The sequence below is a fragment of the Agromyces sp. C10 genome, assembly GCF_023217995.1.
GTDB lineage: Bacteria > Actinomycetota > Actinomycetes > Actinomycetales > Microbacteriaceae > Agromyces > Agromyces indicus.
Genome location: NZ_JALPSX010000003.1, coordinates 162,282 through 180,779, shown reverse-complemented (window position 1 = coordinate 180,779; position 18,498 = coordinate 162,282). Strand labels below are relative to the sequence as shown.

At 72.5% G+C, this 18,498-nt stretch carries 17 protein-coding genes; 7 read left to right on the top strand and 10 right to left on the bottom strand.

Annotation, left to right across the window (positions count from 1 at the left end; genetic code table 11):
- Window positions 1–20 precede the first annotated feature (20 nt).
- The 3 genes from aroA (at window position 21) to bcp (ending at window position 2,975) form a co-directional block, all read left to right on the top strand.
- Complete coding sequence (gene aroA, locus M1L56_RS04620) at window positions 21–1,391, top strand: 3-phosphoshikimate 1-carboxyvinyltransferase (RefSeq protein ID WP_248598356.1); 1,371 nt, start codon at window positions 21–23, stop codon at window positions 1,389–1,391.
- Complete coding sequence (gene rsgA / locus M1L56_RS04615; RefSeq protein WP_067945155.1) at window positions 1,388–2,431, top strand: ribosome small subunit-dependent GTPase A; 1,044 nt, start codon at window positions 1,388–1,390, stop codon at window positions 2,429–2,431. The genes aroA and rsgA overlap by 4 nt, the downstream gene beginning before the upstream one ends.
- 67 nt (window positions 2,432–2,498) lie before the next feature.
- Complete coding sequence (gene bcp, locus M1L56_RS04610; protein ID WP_248598355.1) at window positions 2,499–2,975, top strand: thioredoxin-dependent thiol peroxidase; 477 nt, start codon at window positions 2,499–2,501, stop codon at window positions 2,973–2,975.
- Between the two features lie 81 nt (window positions 2,976–3,056).
- Here the strand turns inward: bcp and M1L56_RS04605 are convergent, their stop codons facing one another.
- Complete coding sequence (locus M1L56_RS04605) at window positions 3,057–3,509, bottom strand: hypothetical protein (protein ID WP_248598354.1); 453 nt, start codon at window positions 3,507–3,509, stop codon at window positions 3,057–3,059.
- A 201-nt stretch (window positions 3,510–3,710) separates the two neighbouring features.
- On the opposite strand from M1L56_RS04605, the gene M1L56_RS04600 reads away from it, so the two are divergent.
- On the top strand, window positions 3,711–3,959 hold the full coding sequence (locus M1L56_RS04600) for a WhiB family transcriptional regulator (protein WP_055859573.1): 249 nt from the start codon (window positions 3,711–3,713) through the stop codon (window positions 3,957–3,959).
- A gap of 164 nt (window positions 3,960–4,123) precedes the next feature.
- On the opposite strand, the gene M1L56_RS04595 is transcribed toward M1L56_RS04600, so the two are convergent.
- Genes M1L56_RS04595 through M1L56_RS04585 form a run of 3 tightly spaced genes read right to left on the bottom strand, consistent with a single transcriptional unit; the run spans window position 4,124 to window position 7,540 of the window.
- Window positions 4,124–5,617: a sensor histidine kinase gene (locus tag M1L56_RS04595; RefSeq protein ID WP_067945151.1), complete on the bottom strand. Its 1,494-nt coding sequence runs from the start codon at window positions 5,615–5,617 to the stop codon at window positions 4,124–4,126.
- 31 nt (window positions 5,618–5,648) lie between these two features.
- The gene (locus tag M1L56_RS04590) at window positions 5,649–6,908 is read right to left on the bottom strand and encodes a P-loop NTPase (RefSeq protein WP_248598353.1); all 1,260 of its coding nucleotides are present in this window, start codon (window positions 6,906–6,908) and stop codon (window positions 5,649–5,651) included.
- Complete coding sequence (locus tag M1L56_RS04585; RefSeq protein ID WP_248598352.1) at window positions 6,908–7,540, bottom strand: hypothetical protein; 633 nt, start codon at window positions 7,538–7,540, stop codon at window positions 6,908–6,910. Before M1L56_RS04585 ends, M1L56_RS04590 begins: the two co-directional genes overlap by 1 nt.
- Window positions 7,541–7,650: 110 nt before the next feature.
- On the opposite strand from M1L56_RS04585, the gene M1L56_RS04580 reads away from it, so the two are divergent.
- Window positions 7,651–7,944: a helix-turn-helix domain-containing protein gene (locus M1L56_RS04580; RefSeq protein WP_248598351.1), complete on the top strand. Its 294-nt coding sequence runs from the start codon at window positions 7,651–7,653 to the stop codon at window positions 7,942–7,944.
- A gap of 6 nt (window positions 7,945–7,950) precedes the next feature.
- Here the strand turns inward: M1L56_RS04580 and M1L56_RS04575 are convergent, their stop codons facing one another.
- On the bottom strand, window positions 7,951–8,541 hold the full coding sequence (locus M1L56_RS04575) for a hypothetical protein (RefSeq protein ID WP_248598350.1): 591 nt from the start codon (window positions 8,539–8,541) through the stop codon (window positions 7,951–7,953).
- Window positions 8,542–8,714: 173 nt separating this feature from the next.
- Between M1L56_RS04575 and M1L56_RS04570 the strand changes: the two genes are divergently transcribed.
- Together M1L56_RS04570 and M1L56_RS04565 are read left to right on the top strand one after the other, a co-directional pair.
- On the top strand, window positions 8,715–9,167 hold the full coding sequence (locus tag M1L56_RS04570; protein WP_231878490.1) for an Rv3235 family protein: 453 nt from the start codon (window positions 8,715–8,717) through the stop codon (window positions 9,165–9,167).
- 71 nt (window positions 9,168–9,238) lie between these two features.
- Complete coding sequence (locus tag M1L56_RS04565; protein ID WP_248598349.1) at window positions 9,239–10,492, top strand: adenylate/guanylate cyclase domain-containing protein; 1,254 nt, start codon at window positions 9,239–9,241, stop codon at window positions 10,490–10,492.
- Window positions 10,493–10,574: 82 nt separating this feature from the next.
- On the opposite strand, the gene secA is transcribed toward M1L56_RS04565, so the two are convergent.
- From secA to mtrB, 5 genes are all read right to left on the bottom strand, one after another.
- A complete protein-coding gene (gene secA / locus M1L56_RS04560) occupies window positions 10,575–13,355 on the bottom strand; it encodes a preprotein translocase subunit SecA (RefSeq protein ID WP_248598348.1) in 2,781 nt (926 codons plus the stop codon).
- Window positions 13,356–13,533: 178 nt separating this feature from the next.
- On the bottom strand, window positions 13,534–14,244 hold the full coding sequence (gene hpf, locus M1L56_RS04555; protein WP_248598347.1) for a ribosome hibernation-promoting factor, HPF/YfiA family: 711 nt from the start codon (window positions 14,242–14,244) through the stop codon (window positions 13,534–13,536).
- Window positions 14,180–15,049 carry a phosphoribosyltransferase family protein gene (locus M1L56_RS16070; RefSeq protein ID WP_248598346.1) on the bottom strand — a complete coding sequence of 290 codons (870 nt, stop codon included), beginning with the start codon at window positions 15,047–15,049 and terminating at the stop codon, window positions 14,180–14,182. The genes hpf and M1L56_RS16070 overlap by 65 nt, the downstream gene beginning before the upstream one ends.
- A 91-nt stretch (window positions 15,050–15,140) precedes the next feature.
- On the bottom strand, window positions 15,141–16,829 hold the full coding sequence (locus tag M1L56_RS04545) for an LpqB family beta-propeller domain-containing protein (protein ID WP_248598345.1): 1,689 nt from the start codon (window positions 16,827–16,829) through the stop codon (window positions 15,141–15,143).
- Window positions 16,822–18,489: an MtrAB system histidine kinase MtrB gene (gene mtrB / locus M1L56_RS04540; RefSeq protein ID WP_248598344.1), complete on the bottom strand. Its 1,668-nt coding sequence runs from the start codon at window positions 18,487–18,489 to the stop codon at window positions 16,822–16,824. The genes M1L56_RS04545 and mtrB overlap by 8 nt, the downstream gene beginning before the upstream one ends.
- Window positions 18,490–18,498 lie beyond the last annotated feature (9 nt).

Here is an 18,498-nt window from a genome sequence, read left to right as displayed (position 1 = left end):
AGCGCTACTGTTGGTAACCGATGCAGCTTTCGAGGTATTCCGCGCCCGAGTTCGACCCGTACGGCGACAACCGCCAGGTGGGGTCGGATGACGGATGGCGTGCGCCGGTGGCGTCGGCCCCGCTCGCGGCGACCCTGTCGCTGCCGGGTTCGAAGTCGCTCACCAACCGCGAACTCGTCCTCGCCGCGCTCGCCGACGGACCCTCGACGCTCCGCGCTCCCCTGTGGTCGCGCGACAGCGAGCTCATGATCGAGGGGCTGCGGCAGCTCGGCGTCGGGTTCGAGCGGATGCCGGGTGCCGGCGGGTTCGGCGACGACCTCCGGGTCACGCCGACCGACGAGCTCGTCGGGTCGACCACGATCGACTGCGGACTCGCGGGCACCGTCATGCGGTTCCTGCCCCCGGTGGCGGCGCTCGCGCTCGGCCCCACGACCTTCGACGGCGACGAGGGTGCCCGTCGCCGTCCGATGCGCGGCGTGATCGACGGCCTCCGCGGCCTCGGCGTCGACCTGGACGACGACGGTCGGGGCGCCCTGCCGTTCACGGTGCACGGGTTCGGACGGGTCGCGGGCGGCGAACTCGCCATCGACGCCTCCGCCTCGAGCCAGTTCGTCTCGGGACTGCTGCTCTCCGCACCGCGCTTCGAGCGCGGGCTCGACCTCACGCACAGCGGCGAACGCCTGCCGAGCCTGCCCCACATCGAGATGACGATCGAGACCCTCGCCCTGCGCGGCGTCACGGTCGAGCAGCCCACGGTCGGCCGCTGGATCGTCGCTCCGGGGCCCATCGCCGCACGCGACGTCGACATCGAGCCCGACCTCTCGAACGCGGCACCGTTCCTGGTCGCAGCGGTCGTCGCGGGCGGGTCCGTCACGATCTCCGGGTGGCCCACCGCGACGACGCAGGTCGGCGCGCACCTGGCCGATCTCCTCCCCCGGTTCGGCGCCCGCGTCGAGCGCGACGGCGACCGGCTCACCGTGCACGCGCCCGAGCCCGCCGAGGACGGCGGACGCGGCATCCGCGGCGTCGAGCTCGACCTCTCGGAGGCGGGCGAGCTCGTGCCCAACCTCGTGGCGCTCGCGGCGCTCGCCGACGAGCCGAGCACGTTCACGGGAATCGGGCACATCCGACACCACGAGACCGACCGGCTCGCGGCGCTCGCGGCCGAGCTCAACGGCCTCGGCGGCCAGGTGACCGAGCTCGACGACGGCCTGCGCATCGAGCCCGCGCCGCTGCACGGCGGGGAGTGGAAGGCGTACGCCGACCACCGCATGGCGACCTCGGGCGCCATCGTGGGGCTCGCGGTCGAGGGCGTGGTCGTCGACGACATCGGATCGACGTCGAAGACACTGCCCCAGTTCACCGAGCTCTGGGAGCAGATGCTCGGATGAGCTGGTGGGACACCGACGACGAGGACGAGCCGGAGTACGACCAGTACGACGAGTCCGACGTGCGGGTCCGACCCAGCCGCCGCGGGAGCCGGCCGCGCACGAAGGTGCGTCCCGAGCATGCCGACGCCGAGACCGGGATCGTGCTCGGCGTCGACCGCGGCCGCTACACCGTGCTCGTCGACGACGCCGAACCGACCGAACGGGAGATCACCGCCGCTCGCGCGAGCGAGCTGCGCCGCAAGTCGGTCGTGACCGGCGACCGCGTCGACCTCGTCGGCGACACATCGGGCGACGAGGGCACGCTGGCCCGCATCGTACGCGTGCAGGAGCGCACGACCCTGCTTCGCCGCAGCGCCGACGACACCGACGCCGTCGAGCGCGTCATCGTCGCGAACGCCGACCAGATGCTCATCGTGATCGCCGCCGCCGACCCCGAGCCGCGCGTGCGCCTCGTGGACCGCTACCTCGTCGCCGCGTACGACGCGGGGATCGCCCCGATCGTGTGCGTGACGAAGACCGACCTCGCCGACCCCGAGCCGTTCCTGGCGAACTTCGCCGGGCTCGACCTCCCGGTGCTCCGCAGCCGCGCCGACGCGATGCCGCTCGACGAGATCGCCGAGCGGCTCGTCGGCCACCGCACGGTCTTCGTCGGGCACTCGGGCGTCGGCAAGTCGACGCTGGTGAACGCCCTCGTCCCCGAAGCCCATCGCGCCACGGGGCACGTCAACGTGGTCACGGGCCGCGGGCGACACACGTCGTCCTCGACCGTCTCCCTCCGCCTCGAGCACGACGGACGGACGGGCTGGGTCATCGACACCCCCGGCGTCCGCTCGTTCGGCCTGGGGCACGTCGACCCCTCGAACATCCTCGGCGCCTTCGCCGACCTGGCCCGCATCGCCGAGGACTGCCCGCGCGGCTGCACGCACCTGCCGGACTCCCCCGACTGCGCGATCATCGAGGCCGTCGAGGCCGGCGAGCTCGGCGAATCCGGGCGCGTGCGCCTCGACTCGCTGCAGCGCCTGCTCGCGACGTTCGCCTGAGGTTCCGAGCGCCTCGGATGCCGGGGGCGCGCGCCGCGGCATCCGTCGCCGTGCCTACGATTGGGGCATGACCGACGCTCGACTCGCCCCCGGCGACCTCGCCCCCGACTTCACCCTGCCCGACCAGGACGGCAACCCCGTCACGCTCTCGTCTTTCCGCGGGCAGAAGGTCGTGCTCTACTTCTACCCCGCCGCCATGACGCCCGGCTGCACCACCGAGGCCTGCGACTTCCGCGACCACCTCAACTCGTTCGCCGGCGCGGGCGTGCGCGTGGTCGGCGTCTCGAAGGACGACGTCGCGACGCTCAAGCAGTTCGCCGAGCGCGACGGCCTGAACTTCCCGCTCCTCTCCGACACCGACCTCGCGGTGCAGCAGGCGTACGGCGCGTGGGGCGAGAAGTCGCTCTACGGCAAGACGGTCACGGGCGCCATCCGCTCGACCTTCGTCATCGACGAGGAGGGCCGCATCGACAAGCCCATGTACAACGTCAAGGCCACCGGGCACGTCGCCCGCATCCGCAAGGACCTCGGCCTCGACGGCTGAGACCCGCCGTTCGTCCGGGCGGTCGTCGCGATGCGGCGGCCGCCCGCGGCGTCTCCGCTCCGGTCAGGCCGGCATCGCGGGTCAGCCGGCCGTGGGGTGCGAGGCGTCCTCGTCGCGCGCGTACGCCGCGCGGACCGGCGGCCAGAGCAGCAGGCCGACGACCGTGATCGCGGGGATGAGCAGCGCCCACCCGATGTCCGGGCGGGCGAAGAGGCCCTGGAACGCACCCACCGCGATCGACAGCTGCAGCACCTGCCAGACGATCGCGCCGGCTCGGGCCCACGGCGCACGCCGCACCGAGGCCACCGCGATGGCGGCGACCCAGACGGCCGCGAGGGCGGTGATCACGATGAGGGCGATCGCGGTCGCGAACGACGACGGCTGCAACACCAGCAGGTCGATGACGAGCCACACGACCATTGCCGCGAGCGCCGCCGCCTCGGCGAAGAGCAGGACGGTGACCGTGAGCAGTGCCGCCCGGACCCCTCCCGGCGCGGACGCCGTCGCGTCTCGGCCGGCGTCCCGCCCATTCACAGGCTTCTCCGAAAGTGCACTCTTGATTCACTTCCCACGCTATGCGACCATTTATGAGGCCGAATTGATGCTCACAGGGACGTGAGCCGATCTTCCACGATCCTACTTCCCGAGATTCGGCTTTCCCCCACCGCAGCCTCGCCGGTTCCCGGCAGCGCACGCATGCGTCTGCTGCGGATCGACAACGCAAGGAGCATCTGAATGGATTGGCGCGACAAAGCCGCCTGCCTGACCGCGGACCCGGAACTCTTCTTCCCCGTTGGGAACACCGGACCGGCCGTCGACCAGATCGAGAAGGCCAAGGCGGTCTGCGCCCGATGCACCGTCACCGAGATCTGCCTCCAGTACGCCCTCGAGACCGGCCAGGACTCGGGCGTGTGGGGCGGCCTCAGCGAAGACGAGCGCCGCGCCCTCAAGCGCCGCGCCGCGCGAGCACGTCGCGCGGGCTGACGCCCGCGCGCGTTGCGGGCCGGCTGCCGCAGTCCCCGGACCGACTTCGACCGGCAGGCCCACGGCCCGCACTCCCCGCAAGCACCCGAACCGGACGGCACCCGCATCGCGCGGGTGCCGTTCGCATGCGGGGACCGATCCCCGTCGGCGCGCGGCGCCCCTGATCAGGGCTTCGTGATCCAGCGCAGCGGCACCTCGATCGTCACCTCGGTGCCACTGCCGACCACGGTGTGCCAGTCGATCGTCCCGCCGAGCTCGCCCTGGATCAGCGTCCGGACGATCTGGGTGCCGAGGCCCTCGCCGACCTTGCCCTCGGGCAGCCCTGAGCCGGTGTCGCGGACCTGCACGATGAGCATCGTCTCGGACCGGCTCGCGATGACCTCCACGTCGCCCTCCTGCCCGGCGAGGCCGTGCTCGACCGCGTTCGTGACGAGCTCGGTGAGCGCGAGGGCGAGCGGCGTGGCGTAGGCGCTCGGCAGCACCCCGAACGTCCCCGACTTCTTCGGGTGCGCCGTCGTGTTGTGGGCTGCGGCGACCTCGGCCACGAGCAGCAGCGCGCGGTCGAACACCTCGTCGAAGTCGACGTTCTGACTGAGGCCCTCGGAGAGGGTGTCGTGGACGACGGCGATCGCACCGACGCGCCGCATCGCCTGGGTGAGGGCGTCACGCGCCTCGTCGGAGTGCGTGCGCCGTGCCTGGATGCGCAGCAGCGACGCGACCGTCTGCAGGTTGTTCTTCACGCGATGGTGGATCTCGCGGATCGTCGCATCCTTGGTGATGAGCTCCTGCTCCTGGTGGCGCAGCTCGGTGACGTCGCGCGTGAGCACGATCGCTCCGGTGCGCTCGCCGCGGCGACGGATCGGGATGGCTCGGAGGGACACCGTCACACCGCGCGACTCGACGTCCGTGCGCCACGGTGCGCGCCCGGTGACGACGAGCGGCAGCGACTCGTCGACGTCGAGCCGCCCGCTGAGCAGCCGCGACGCGACATCGGCGAGCGACTGGCCCTCGAGCTCGTCGTCGAAGCCCATGCGGTTGAACGCCGACAGCGCATTCGGGCTGGCGAACGTCGTGATGCCGTCGACGTCGAGGCGGATGAGCCCGTCCGACGCGCGCGGCGCGCCGCGCCGGGGGCCCGTCGGCGCGCCGAGGTCGGGGAAGTCCCCCGAGGCGATCATCTGGAACAGTTCGGCCGCGCAGTCGTTGAACGTCAGCTCCTGACGGCTCGGGGTGCGGGTCGACCCGAGGTTGGTGTGCCGGGTGATGACGGCGACCGGCTCGGGCGCCAGCTCGGTGCCGGTGACGGAGAGCCGACGCATCACGGGCACGGAGCGGACGCGCGTCGGCATCTCCTCGTACCAGTCGGGTGCCGAGGAGTCGACGATCGCGCCCGAGTCGAACGCCTGCGAGACGAGGTCGCGCCACTCCGCACGGATCGCCTGCCCGACGAAGTCGCGGTAGAACAGGGTCGCCGCGCTCGACGGACGCGAGTGCGCGACGGCGACGAAGTCGTCATCGCCCGACGGCACCCAGAGCACGATGTCGGCGAAGGCGAGGTCGGCGAGGAGCTGGAGGTCGCCGACGAGCATGTGGAGCCAGTCCACGTCCGCCTGGCTGCTGCGCCCTTGGGCGAGGACGAGATCACTGAGGGTCGACACAGACCCAGCGTAGCGAGCACTGACCGCCTGCTCAGGCCACCGCGGCGCGCCGGCGGCCGACCGGCAGGAGCGCGCGCCGGCGCGGCGCGGGTTCCGGTTCGGGCAGCAGCCGGTCGTCGACGTAGGCACGCAGTGCCGCGCGGAGCGGCGACCGCGGCGCGGCATCGCGGAGGGTGCGCGCCATGAGGATCGCGGCATCCGTCGCCCGCCCGTCGTGCGGGAGCAGCGTCGCCTCGGCGAGCCCGGCGAACCGCCGCAGCGTCTGGCGGACCTGCGCATGCGCATCGAGGCCGAGCGCACTCGACCGCACGCGGTTCACCACCACGTCGACGCGTTCGGCGTCGACGAGGTCGACCAGCTCGCCGTGGCCACGCAGCAGCCGCGACAGTCCCACTGGGTCGGCGAGGCCGACGGCGAGCACGCGATCGGCCGCCGCGAGTGCGGCGAACGTCGCGGCATTGCGCCGCGGCGCGAACTGGTCGGTCATGAGCTCCTCGTCGCGTTCCAGCGAGAATCCCGTGTCGACCACGACGTACTCGAACCGATCGCGCATGGCCGCGAGCGCGGCCGTGACGCGCTCGTCGGAGAGCTCGGGCCATCGGCTCGGGCCGACGAGCCCCGTGAACACCTCGAACGGGGCGCGCGGCGACGAGTAGCGCTGGGCGATGCGCTCGAGCTCGGCGCGATCGAGCGCCCCCGCACCGGCCAGCCGGCACGCCGAGGCGAATCCCGGCGCCTCGTCGAGCAGGCCGAGGATCGGCGCGACGGCGCCGCCGTACGGGTCGGCGTCGACGAGGGCCACGCGGTGGCCCGCGGCGGCGAGCTCGGCGGCGACGTTGACCGCGACGGTGGTCCGGCCCGGGGCGCCCGCCGGGCCCCAGACCGCCACGATCCCGTTCGCCGGGCCGGCGTCGCGGCCGGCGGTGGCCGGGTCGCCCAGACGCGACGGGACGGTGACCCCGCCGCTGACGAGGGCCTCGAGCTCGGCGACGGGGACCCCGGCATCGAGCACCTCGTGGAGCCCGATGCGATTGGCCTGCGCGCGATCGTGGTCGGAATCCGCGAGCGCGATGCAGCGGATGCCGCGCTCGTCGCACGCGGCGAGCAGCTCGGGCGTCAGTGTCGCGCGGCCCGCGCCGACGACGACCACCTCCGGCCCGACGACGTCGAGGCAGTCGAGCACGTCGCGCCATCCGACCAGCCGGGCCACGATCGTGTGCCCCGACTCGACCAGGTCGGCGAGGATGCGGTCCTCGAGCGACGGATCGAGGGCGAGCGCGAGACGGGCCATCAGTCGCGGACCGCGCCGGTCGCGGGGACGAGGTCGACGGCGTCGCCCGCGGCGAGCGCCTCGAGGAGCGCCGCGGTCTTCTCGCGCGGGATCAGCAACTCGACCGTGGGCCCGCCCGTCGACATCATGCCGTCGGATTCGGCGACCGCCGCGACCTCGGCACCGGGCACCAGAACCACCGGCGGCTCGAACGCGCCGCGCTCGACCTCGGCGGCGGTCCACACGTCGACGAGGGCGCCCGGCGCGACCTCGCCCGGCAGCGGACGCGAACTCGTGACGACCACCACCGCGAGGTCGGCGCGCTCGCGGTCGGCGACGGATGCCGCGGGCAGGAGCTCGCCCGCCTGCACGGTGCGCACCACCACGAGACCGCCCTCGGGGAGGTCGTCGGGGCCGAGGTAGCCGTCGGCGAGGGCGCCGAGCCGGACGGATTCGACCCGGAGCGAGGCGGCCTCCACGCGCGTGCCCGGCGTGAGCGTCGCCGGGGCGACCAGGACCTCGCGGGTGCCGTCGAGCGCCTCGACGAGCGCCCAGATCCCGAGGCTGGATCCGGCCACGAGCGCCAGCCCGATGAGCAGGCGGGGATCGACTCGCGTCGAGCCCCGCTCTCGTCGTGCGCTGCGAACCGCCATTCCGACTCCTCTCCTCGGTCGCCGGGACCATGGTGGCGCCTTGCCGCGAGGTCACCGTGAAGTTATCCACACCGCGGACGGCGTCCGACGGCGAGGTCGATAATCGAGTGATGATCCAGAACGGTCCGGGCGATGCGATCGGCCGCTTCCTCACGGTCGCCGATGCGGCCGAGGTGCTCGCCGTCGACGTCGAGACCGTGCACGACCTGATCCTGTCGGGCGAGCTGCCCGCGATCCGAGTCGGCGAACGCGGGCCATGGCGCGTCGAGCGCACCCAGCTCGAGCTGTGGATCGACGACCAGTACGAGGCGACGCGGCGTCGTTCGGCATGGCATCAGGGCGAGTTCGCCAACGTCATCGAGTTGTCCGGCCTGCGCGCCGGAGGGCCGCGCGCCGTCGACTGAGGCGCTTCACTGGACCGTCACCGCCACGACGCGGGCGAACGGCACCAACCGGTAGCCGCGGACGTCGCGTTCGCGCCGAGGGGTCCCCGGCTCGTGCAGGGCGAGGTCGAGGTGATCGAGGCCGACGCGGTCGATCGTGCCGTGGTGCCGGCCGTCGAGGGACTCGAGATCGACGGGGATGCGACGCCGACCGAGGTCCCGCAGCACGAACGCGAGCCCGATGCGCTCGGCGATCCTGGTGGAGGACTCCGGCACGCGCGTGAGGCTCTCGTCCACCTGGCGACGACCCGCGGCGACCGCGGCGATCGCGTCCATCGGGACGATGCACTGGCTCCGGCCGCTCTGCACGACGAGGTGCCCGCTCAACCAGTCGCGGCCGAACGTCGTGGGCTGCACGAGCAGCGTGCGTCCTCCCGCGAGCTCGAGGCGGATGCCGCCGCGTTCCCCGTCGGCCGCGGCGAGCGCCATGATGCGCTCCCGGAGCGACAGCCGGGCGAGCCGCAGCCGCTCGGACTCGAGCGCCAGCACGCGCTCCTCCTCGCGTTGCTCGCGGTCGAGCTGCGACTCCAGGTCGTCGAACAGCAGGTCCCAGCGCATGCGCCGACGCTACCCGGCAGGGCCGGAGCCGACGCACTTCTCCACAGGGGCGGATTTCCCTTGACACCCGTGAGCGCTCGACCGTACCGTTCAGTCAGACCCTCCTACCCCCCGAACAGGGGACACCGCGTCGACGCATGCCGGCTGACGGGCCCCACCCTACTGGAGCATCCATGACCGCTCGCCTCCCCAGCGCGCCCAGAACCCCCGTCGTCGAAGGGGCCGTCGCGCGTCGCCTGTTCTTCGACGACGACGAGTTCTCCCGCCAGCGCTCCGGGCGAGCCGAGCTCGACGACCCCGAACAGCTGCTGCGCAACCTGACCCACTGCGTCATCGAGGTCCTCGCGGGTGCGCGCGACCTCGAGCAGCTCGCGCGCTGGGTGACCGACGACGTCTATCGGAACCTCTCGAAGCGCGTCGTGCTGGCGGCCCGAGCACGGCGAGCGAAGGGGCTCGTCCCGCAACGGCCCGCGTTCACCGTCGGACGGGTGATGATCGACGAGCCCGCCGACGGCATCGTCGAGGCGGTGGTCATGGTGCACCAGCGCGCTCGATCGCGAGCGGTGGCCATCCGCCTGGAGGGCCTCGACCAGCGCTGGCGCGCGAGCGTCATCAGCGTGCTCTGATCCGCGACTCCCCGGGTCCCACCGGTCCCCGGGTGATGGCACCTCGCCGGCCCATCCCCTAGCCTCATGCCATGGACCGCGGCTCGGCGGCCCGGCGCATCACGGCGGCGGGCACGGCCATCGCCTCGCTCGGCGTGGCTCCGGGCGACGACGACGGCCGCCGCATGGAGAAGCGGGTCCTCACGTTCACCGCCGTCTTCACCTCGGTGGTGGTCGCGCCCTGGGCGGCGTTCTACTACGCCATCGGGGTCCCCATGGCCGCGGCCATCCCGACCGTCTACATCGTCGCCACGATCGCGGGCCTCGCACACCTTCGCGCGACCCGGGACGACCGGTGGTTCCGCCGGTCCCAACTGACGATGTTCCTCACGCTGCCGCCGCTCGTCCACGTCGCCCTGGGGGGCTTCGCGAACAGCAGCGGCGTCATCCTCTTCGCGGCATCCGCACCGATCGGCGCGCTCTCGTTCAGCCGCGTACGACGACCCGGGCTCGTGTTCGCCCTCTACGTGGCCATCGTGGCGGCCATGGTGCCACTCGAGGGCGTGCTCAGTGCGACCGCTCCCGCCCTCGACCCCCGCGTGGTCACGCTGTTCTTCGCCGTCAACATCGTCTCGGTGTCCACGATCGTCTTCGTCGCGATGCGCGCGTACGTCCGTTCGCGCGACCGACTCACCGCCGCCTTGGCGGAGGAGCGGGACCGCTCCGACCGGCTCCTGCGGAACGTCCTCCCGGGCGCGATCGCCGATCGACTCGTCGCGGGCGAGCAGCCGATCGCCGATCGCCTCGACGGGGTGGGGGTCCTCATCGCGGACATCGTCGACTTCACGAGCCTCTCGGAGACACTCTCCCCGGACGCCCTCGTGCAGGACCTGGATCGCCTGTTCGGCGCACTCGACGACCTCGCGGCCCGGCACGGCCTCACCAAGGTCAAGACGATCGGCGACGCGTACCTCGTGATCACCGGCGGGCTCGACGACGAGGCCGACCTCGACGCCCTCGCGGGGTTCGCGCTCGACGCCCGGGCACTGGCCGCCTCGCACGCGATCGGAGAACGTCCGGCGGTGCACCTCCGCGTCGGCATCGCCGTCGGACCGATCGTCGCCGGCGTCATCGGCGCCTCCCGCTTCCTGTGGGACGTCTACGGCACGACCGTCAACACCGCGAGCCGCATGGAGTCCACCGCACCTCCGGACTCGATCCAGGTCACCGACGCGGTGGCGGACCGCCTCGCCGAGGGCTTCCGACTCCGGCCCCGGGGTCCCGTGGACGTCAAGGGCATCGGCACGGTGCACACCTGGTTCCTCGAGTCGCGTCGATCGGCCTAGACGACCTCGCGCGAGGCGTACCGCGAAGTGCCGAGACGCGGAACGGCCCGGGCGTCGCCCGGGCCGTTCGTCGTGGTCGTGGTCAGCGCCCCTTGCGATCCTGCGCGCGACGCTCCTGCCGGTTCATCGGCGCGGCGTCGCCCTCCGTGCGCTGCCCGAACGCGCCGCGGGCCGCGGGCTGCTGCGGCTGCTGCTGTGCGGCGACGGCGCGGCGGGCGCGCTGCGTGGCCGCCTGCTGGATCTGCCCGCGCTGGTTGCGCACTTCCACCCCGCCCGAGTCGCTCGGGGCGGAGTAGCTGAGCTTGTCCTCAGGAGCGGTGGGGCGCTGCAGGCCCTTGGCCTCGATGCGCGGGGCGGCACCCTGCTGCGCGACCTCGACCTCGAGGTTGAAGAGGAAGCCGATGGTCTCTTCGCGGATCTGCCCCATCATCTGCTGGAACATGGCGTAGCCCTCGCGCTGGTACTCGACCAGCGGGTCGCGCTGGGCCATGGCGCGCAGGCCGATGCCGTCCTTGAGGTAGTCCATCTCGTAGAGGTGGTCGCGCCAGCGGCGGTCGATGACCGAGAGCACCACGCGCCGCTCGAGCTCGCGCATGGCGGGGCTGCCCAGCTGCTCCTCGCGACGCTGGTAGGCGAGCTTGGCGTCCGAGAGGATCTCGCGGCGCACGAAGTCGCGGTTGACGCGCCCCTTCTCGCCGGCCTCGGCCACGACCTCGTCGATCGTGATGCCGATCGGGTACAGCGTCTTCAGCTCGGCCCAGAGCGCGTCGAAGTCCCACTCGTCGGGGCTGGACTCGGCGGTGTGCTCGTCGAGCACCTCGTCGATGACCTCTTCGAGGAACGACTGCACGCGGTCGTGCAGGTCGTCGCCCTCGAGGATGTGCCGGCGGTCGGAGTAGATCGCCTCGCGCTGGCGGTTCAGGACGTCGTCGTACTTCAGCACGTTCTTGCGGATCTCGGCGTTGCGCGCCTCGACCTGCGACTGCGCCGAGCGGATGGCGCGCGTGACGACCTTCGACTCGATGGCCACGTCGTCGGGCACGCCGCGCGACATCAGGCTCTCGGCGGCTCCCGCGTTGAACAGGCGCATGAGGTCGTCGGTGAGCGAGAGGTAGAAGCGGCTCTCGCCGGGGTCGCCCTGGCGGCCCGATCGGCCGCGGAGCTGGTTGTCGATGCGACGCGACTCGTGACGCTCGGTGCCGAGCACGTAGAGCCCGCCGGCGGCCAGCACCTTCTCGGCCTCCTGCTCGACCTCGGCCTTGGTCTGGTCGAACACGGCGTCCCAGGCGGCCTCGTACTCGTCGGGCGTGTCGACGGGGCTGAGCCCGCGCTCGTGCATCCGCTGCACCGCCATGAACTCGGCGTTGCCGCCGAGCATGATGTCGGTGCCGCGACCGGCCATGTTCGTCGCGACGGTGACGGCACCCAGTCGGCCGGCCTGCGCGACGATCGCGGCCTCGCGGGCGTGGTTCTTCGCGTTCAGCACCTCGTGGCGCACGCCCTTCTTGGCGAGCAGCCGCGAGAGGTACTCGCTCTTCTCGACGCTCGTCGTGCCGACGAGGACGGGCTGGCCCTTCTTGTGCCGCTCGACGATGTCCTCGACGACCTGGGCGAACTTCGCCTCCTCGTTCTTGTAGACGAGGTCGGGCTGGTCGATGCGCACCATGGGCTTGTTCGTCGGGATGGCGACCACGCCGAGCTTGTAGGTCGACATGAACTCGGCCGCCTCGGTCTCGGCGGTACCGGTCATGCCCGAGAGCTTCTCGTACAGGCGGAAGTAGTTCTGGAGCGTGACCGTCGCGAGGGTCTGGTTCTCGGCCTTGACCTGCACGCCCTCCTTGGCCTCGATCGCCTGGTGGATGCCCTCGTTGTAGCGGCGCCCGACGAGGATGCGTCCGGTGTGCTCGTCGACGATGAGCACCTCGCCGTTCATCACGACGTAGTCCTTGTCGCGCTTGAAGAGCGCGCGCGCCTTGATCGAGTTGTTGAGGAACGAGATGAGGGGCGTGTTCGCCGACTCGTAGAGGTTGTCGATGCCGAGGTAGTCCTCGACCTTCTCGATGCCGGGCTCGAGGACGCCGACGGTGCGCTTCTTCTCGTCGACCTCGAAGTCCTCGCCGGGGACCAGCCGCTGCGCGAGGCGCGCGAACTCGGTGAACCAGCGGTTGGCCTCGCCCGAGGCGGGGCCGGAGATGATGAGCGGCGTGCGGGCCTCGTCGATGAGGATCGAGTCGACCTCGTCGACGATGGCGAAGTAGTGGCCGCGCTGGACCATGTCGGACGCCTGCCACGCCATGTTGTCGCGCAGGTAGTCGAACCCGAACTCGTTGTTGGTGCCGTACGTGATGTCGGCGGCGTACTGCTCGCGACGGACCGCGGGAGTCTGGCCGGCCACGATGCATCCGGTCGACATGCCGAGCGCGCGGAAGACGCGGCCCATGAGCTCGGACTGGTAGCTCGCGAGGAAGTCGTTGACCGTGACGATGTGCACGCCCCGGCTCGTGAGCGCGTTCAGGTAGGCGGCCGTCGTCGCGACGAGCGTCTTGCCCTCGCCCGTCTTCATCTCGGCGATGTTGCCGAGGTGGAGGGCCGCGCCGCCCATGAGCTGCACGTCGAAGTGGCGGAGGCCGAGGGTGCGACGGCTCGCCTCGCGGACCGCGGCGAACGCCTCGGGCAGGAGGTCGTCGAGCGACTCGCCGTTGCCGTAGCGCTCGCGGAGCTCGACGGTCTCGTGCTTGAGTTCGTCGTCGCTGAGCGCCCGGAAGTCGTCTTCGAGGGCGTTGATCGCGGCGGCGTAGTTCTCGAGCCGCTTGAGGGTGCGACCTTCGCCGACGCGGAGGACCTTTTCCAGAATCGAAGCCACGAACTGCTCTCCCGTTGTCGTCAGGCGTGCGACGGCGGGGTGGGGCACCCGCGCACGCCGGAGGATCCGCCTGTGCAGACGGTCATCATAGCCATGCTACTGGGCTGCGGACTGGGCGTCGGCCCGGTGCCCGGCAGGAGTCGCCGGGCGCCGGGCCGACGGGTCGGCGGGACGCGGGTCAGGCGCCGGCTCGGGCCAGGTCCGCCTGTCCCGACTCGGCGGTCGCGTCGGCGTTGCCGTGCTCGTCGAGGCCGATCAGGCCGTAGTCCCAGCCCTTCCGGCGGTACACGACGCTCGGTCGGTGCGTCTCGACGTCGATGAAGAGGTAGAAGTCGTGGCCGACGAGCTCCATGTGGTACAGCGCGTCGTCGACGGTCATCGGGGTGGCGTTGAACACCTTGCGGCGGATCACGACCGGTGAGTACGGCGCCTCCTCGGCCGAGGCGTCCGAGTTCTCCCGGACGATGGGGATCTCGCCGGTGCGCACGCGCTCGAGCACCTCGACGTCGGCGGCCTGCACGCCGACGCCCGCGAAGCCGCCCTCGGTGGCCTCGCGCAGCGAGGTGGGGCGGCGACTGCCGCCGCGATGGACCTTGCGACGGTCCTTGGCCCGTCGGATGCGCTCGAGCAGCCGCCCGAGCGCGACGTCGAACGCCGCGTACTTGTCGGAGCCGTCGGCTTCGGCCCGGACGAGGGGCCCCTTGCCGACGAGGGTGAGCTCGACGCGGTCCAGCCCGGTGTTGCCGTTCTTCTCGTTGTGCCTGCTGACCTTGACGTCGAGCGAGATCGCACGGTCCGAGAGGTTGGACACCTTCTCGGCCTTCTCAGCCGCGTAGGCGCGGAATCGATCGGTCACTTCCAGGTTGCGTCCGACGATGTTCAGTTCCATGACGACCTCCATCCACCGGCGTGTCACCCGGGTTGGAAGGGTGGTTCGACCACGCCTGTCCTGACACCGTAGTCCGCCCGCCCGCCGATGTCACGGGCCGTTCACCAACTGGCAGGGAGATCTCCGGGACGCGCCTGGGCGTGTGGGCCACGACCGCCGCGGCATGCACGGTGCCGCCCGCCGAACGGATGGCGCGGACCGCCTCCGCGAGCGTCGAGCCGGTGGTGACGACGTCGTCGACGACCAGGAAGGTGCGCCCGTCGAGGCGGCGCAGCGGGGCCATGGATCCCGCGGCGTTCGCCCGCCGCGCCTCGCGGCCGAGGTGGGCCTGGTCGAGCCGTCCCTCCCGCGTGCGGAGCACCGCCGGGGCGCGGAAGCCGGCGCGGCCGAGGAGCAGGCGGACCGGTTCGTACCCGCGCTCGCACCGCGCGGCCCGGGTGGACGGCACGGCGGCGATCTCGAGCCGCGTCGGCGGCATCCCGCCGACCGGGTCGCGGCAGGCCGCCGCGAGGGCGGCGCGCAGGGCGGGGGCGAGCGCGGCCGCGGCATCCGTTCGCTGGGCGTCCTTCATCGAGCGGATGACGCTCGAGGCGATGCCCGCGTACTCGAGGCCGGCCCACACGGCGATGCCGTCGGTCCCGCCGAGGACCGCCCGGCTCGTGCGCACCAGGGCGGGCGCGAGCGCAGCTCGGCACGCGTCGCACACCGAGCGATCGGGCGCGCCGCACCCGGCGCAGTCGACCGGCAGCACGAGCGCGAGGGCGTCGAGCACGGCGGTGCGGACGGGACGGGCGAGCGGAGGCACCCGGCCATCGTGACCCGCGACGCCCGCGGCATCCGCTCGCCTCGGCGGCACGCGTGCACCGGCAGCGCGCACCGGACCCGTGGAGGACGAGTCAGCCGGACTGCTGCGTGGCGAGGAACCGGATGCCGCGGTCCTGGACCTGCCACGTCGCGCCCGCCCGGGTGGCCAGGTCGCCGTCCGACGTCAGGACGCGGAGGTCGCGCTGGCTGTTCGCGCCGTCGAGCTGCACCGCGCCCTCGGGCCCCTCGCCCGCGGTGTCCGGCGCACCGACCTCCTGCAGGCCGACCCGCGCACCCGACGCCGACGCCGTCAGCACGCCGATCGACCCCGAGTCGAGCCAGGCGAGGTCGAGCGGCTCGCCGACCGCCCCCGCCAGCTCGAGCACCACCGGCCCGAGGGCGACCGGGAGCCCGGCCTCGTCGCGCTGGACCGACGCGACGACCACGCGCGATCGCGCGCCGTCGGCCAGGAGGGCCGCGAGCCGCGTGCCGTCGCGCGACAGCTCGATCGCCGCGATGCGCGACCCGCTCCACGGAACGGGGATCTGCTCGCCGGCGGCCGAACCGTCGACCGCGAACCAGGCGAGCGCGTCGGGCGCGTCGCCCGGCACGGACCACACGACGTCGTCGATGTCGAGCGCCGGCACCACGAGCCCGTCGCGCGGATCGAGCAGCACCGGCTCCTCGTCGGGACGCACCAGCCAGACCCCGTCGGCGGCGCGCACCGCGGCGGCGTCGTCGCCGGGACCGAGCGCGGCTCCGGTCGGCTCGAGGGCGACGACCTGCTCGGAGATGCCCGGTACGGGCGAGAGCTCGTCGCCGCCCGACAGGAAGCCGAACGCCTCGCCGTCGTACACGACCGGCCTCGGGTCGATCCGCAGCGTGCGCTGCGGCTCCTGCGCGAGGTCGGGCGCCTCCACGGGCGCGCCGTTCAGCGCGAGCTCGACGTTGCGGACGTTCCGAACCCCCGCGAGGCTCTGCTCGAGCTGGTACTGCATGCGCTGCACCGTCAGCAGGTTGTCGAAGGCCGCGCCGACGAGCGAGACCTCGGCGACGCCGTCGGTGACCGGCACGGTCGCGGGATCGAGCGTCACGTCCTCGGGGATCGCCGACACCACGGCGGGCGCGAGCCATTCCGCCGGCCCGGCGAGGAGGGCGCGCACGATGCTCGTCTGGGCGGACTCCCGCCCGGCGAACCAGCGCACGTCGGGCACGAGGAAGCGGTACTGCGGATCGAAGAACGCGAGCGTGTAGTCGCGGTACACGATCTGGAAGGTGGTCTCGTCGACCAGCAGGCCCGGCGGCGCGGCCGAGATGCGCCACTCGCCGTCGACCTGCTCGAACTCGTACTGGAGCTGGACCGGCGCGGTGGTCGCGGACTCGAGGTACTGGCCGTTCGGCGCGAGGCTCCCCGACGGCACCACCTGGACCCGGATGCCCCGCTCGCCGAACTGGTTGAACGTGCGGTCGGCCAGCACGTCGATCGTGGTGCCGGCGTCGGCCGCCCACTCGCTCGCGAAGGCCGGCGTGAGGTACTCGCGGGCGATGTCGTAGTTCCCGCGGGGGCTCGCGGCGGCCTCGATGAACCCCTCGAGGATCTGCTGCTGGGTCTCACCGCCCTGCGGCTGGCGGACGAGCACGTCGAGGTCCACGGGCTCCTCCGCCGGGCGCGCGACGCCGGCGTTGACGTTTCCGCTCGTCGGGATGGCCGCGCATCCCGTGAGCGTCGCGGCGACCGCCAGGGCGGCGATCGCGGCCGCGCGGCGGGTGAGGTCACGCATCACGGACCTCCCGGATCGCGGCGGTGTCGGTCGGATGGGCGGACGGCGGCCTGGGCTCGGTGGCATCCGGGTCGTCGGGCTCGAGCGACAGCGGCGGCACGACCGGCTCGATCCCGCGCCGCCGAGGGAGCGTGAGCCGGAACACGGTGCCCCGACCCTGCCGCGACCACACGTCGATCGTCCCCCCGTGCGCGACGGCGTCCTCGAGGGAGATGGCGAGCCCGAGCCCGGTGCCCCCGATGCTGCGACGGCGACTGGGGTCCGCCCGCCAGAACCGGTCGAACACCCGAGCGGCGTCCTCCTCGCTCATGCCCATGCCGTAGTCGCGGACCGAGAGCGAGATCGCCGTCTCGTTGCTGTCGACCGACACGACGATGGGGCGGCCCTCGCCGTGCTCGATCGCGTTGCCGACCAGGTTCCGCACGATGCGGCGGATGCGGCGCGGGTCGACGTCGGCGTCGAGGTGCCCGCCGGGCGCCTCGAGCCGGAGCTCGCTGCCGTGCTCGACGGCGAGCTCGTGCATCGACTCGATCGTCTCGCCGGCCAGGTGGACGAGGTTCGTGGGCTCCGTCTCGAGTTCCACGGAGCCGGCGTCGTACCGGCTGATCTCGAGCAGGTCGGCGAGCATGTTCTCGAACCGCTCGGTCTGCGTGCGGAGCAGCTCCACCGTGCGGGCGGTCGCCGGGCGGAAGTCGTCCCGCTGCCCGTCGAGCACGTCGCCGGCCAGTCGGATGGTCGTCAGCGGCGTGCGCAGCTCGTGGGAGACGTCCGAGACGAACCGCTGCTGCATGACCGAGAGCTCGGCGAGTTCGCGGATGCGCGACTGCAGCGTGTCGGCCATGCCGTTGAAGGATGCCGCGAGCGTGGCGATCTCGTCCTCGCCCCGGACCGGCAGGCGCACGCCGAGGTCGCCCGCGGCGAGGCGCCGGCTCGTGGCCGCCACCGCCTGGATCGGCTCGATCACCCAGCGCACGACGACGAGCGTGATGGCCGACAGCAGGGCGATGAGCGCGACGGCGCCGACGGCGCCCGTCGCCTGCACGAACGCGAGCGTCTGCGCCGCATCCGCGAGGTCGTAGCCGATGTAGAGCTCGTAGAAGCCCGCGCCCGGGATCTCGAGCTGCGACCCGACCATGATGCCCGGCACCGACTCGCCGCGGCTGTTGACGAGTTCGATCGACTGCCAGTATTGGCCGGTCGGGTTCTCCTGCACCCGCTCGCGCAGGTCGGCGGTGATGCGACCGCCGAGGTCGGGGCTCAGGAAGTCCGGCGGGGCGATCGACGCGGGCGGCGTCCCCGGCGCGCGGAACAGCGCGATGTCGGCGCTGCCGGAGACGCCGGTGACGGTCTGCAGCGCCGAGCTCGTGACGGCCTGGACCGAGGCGCGGTCCGCGGCATCCGACGATTCGAGGTATCGCTGGGCCGCGACCGTCGCCGTCGCCGACGAGGCCAGCACGCGGTCGACCTGGTCGGAGAACAGGTTCGAGGCGACGGTGAACGAGATCGTGAAGCCGATCACGAGGATCGCGAGGCTCGACAGCCCGAGCGTGATGAGGACGGTGCGGAACTGCAGCGAGCGCCGCCAGAGCGTGCCGATACGGCGGGACTGCGCGCGGATCCAGCCGAGGCTGCGCGCCGCCGGGTTCGCCGCCGCGGTCATCGCGCCCGT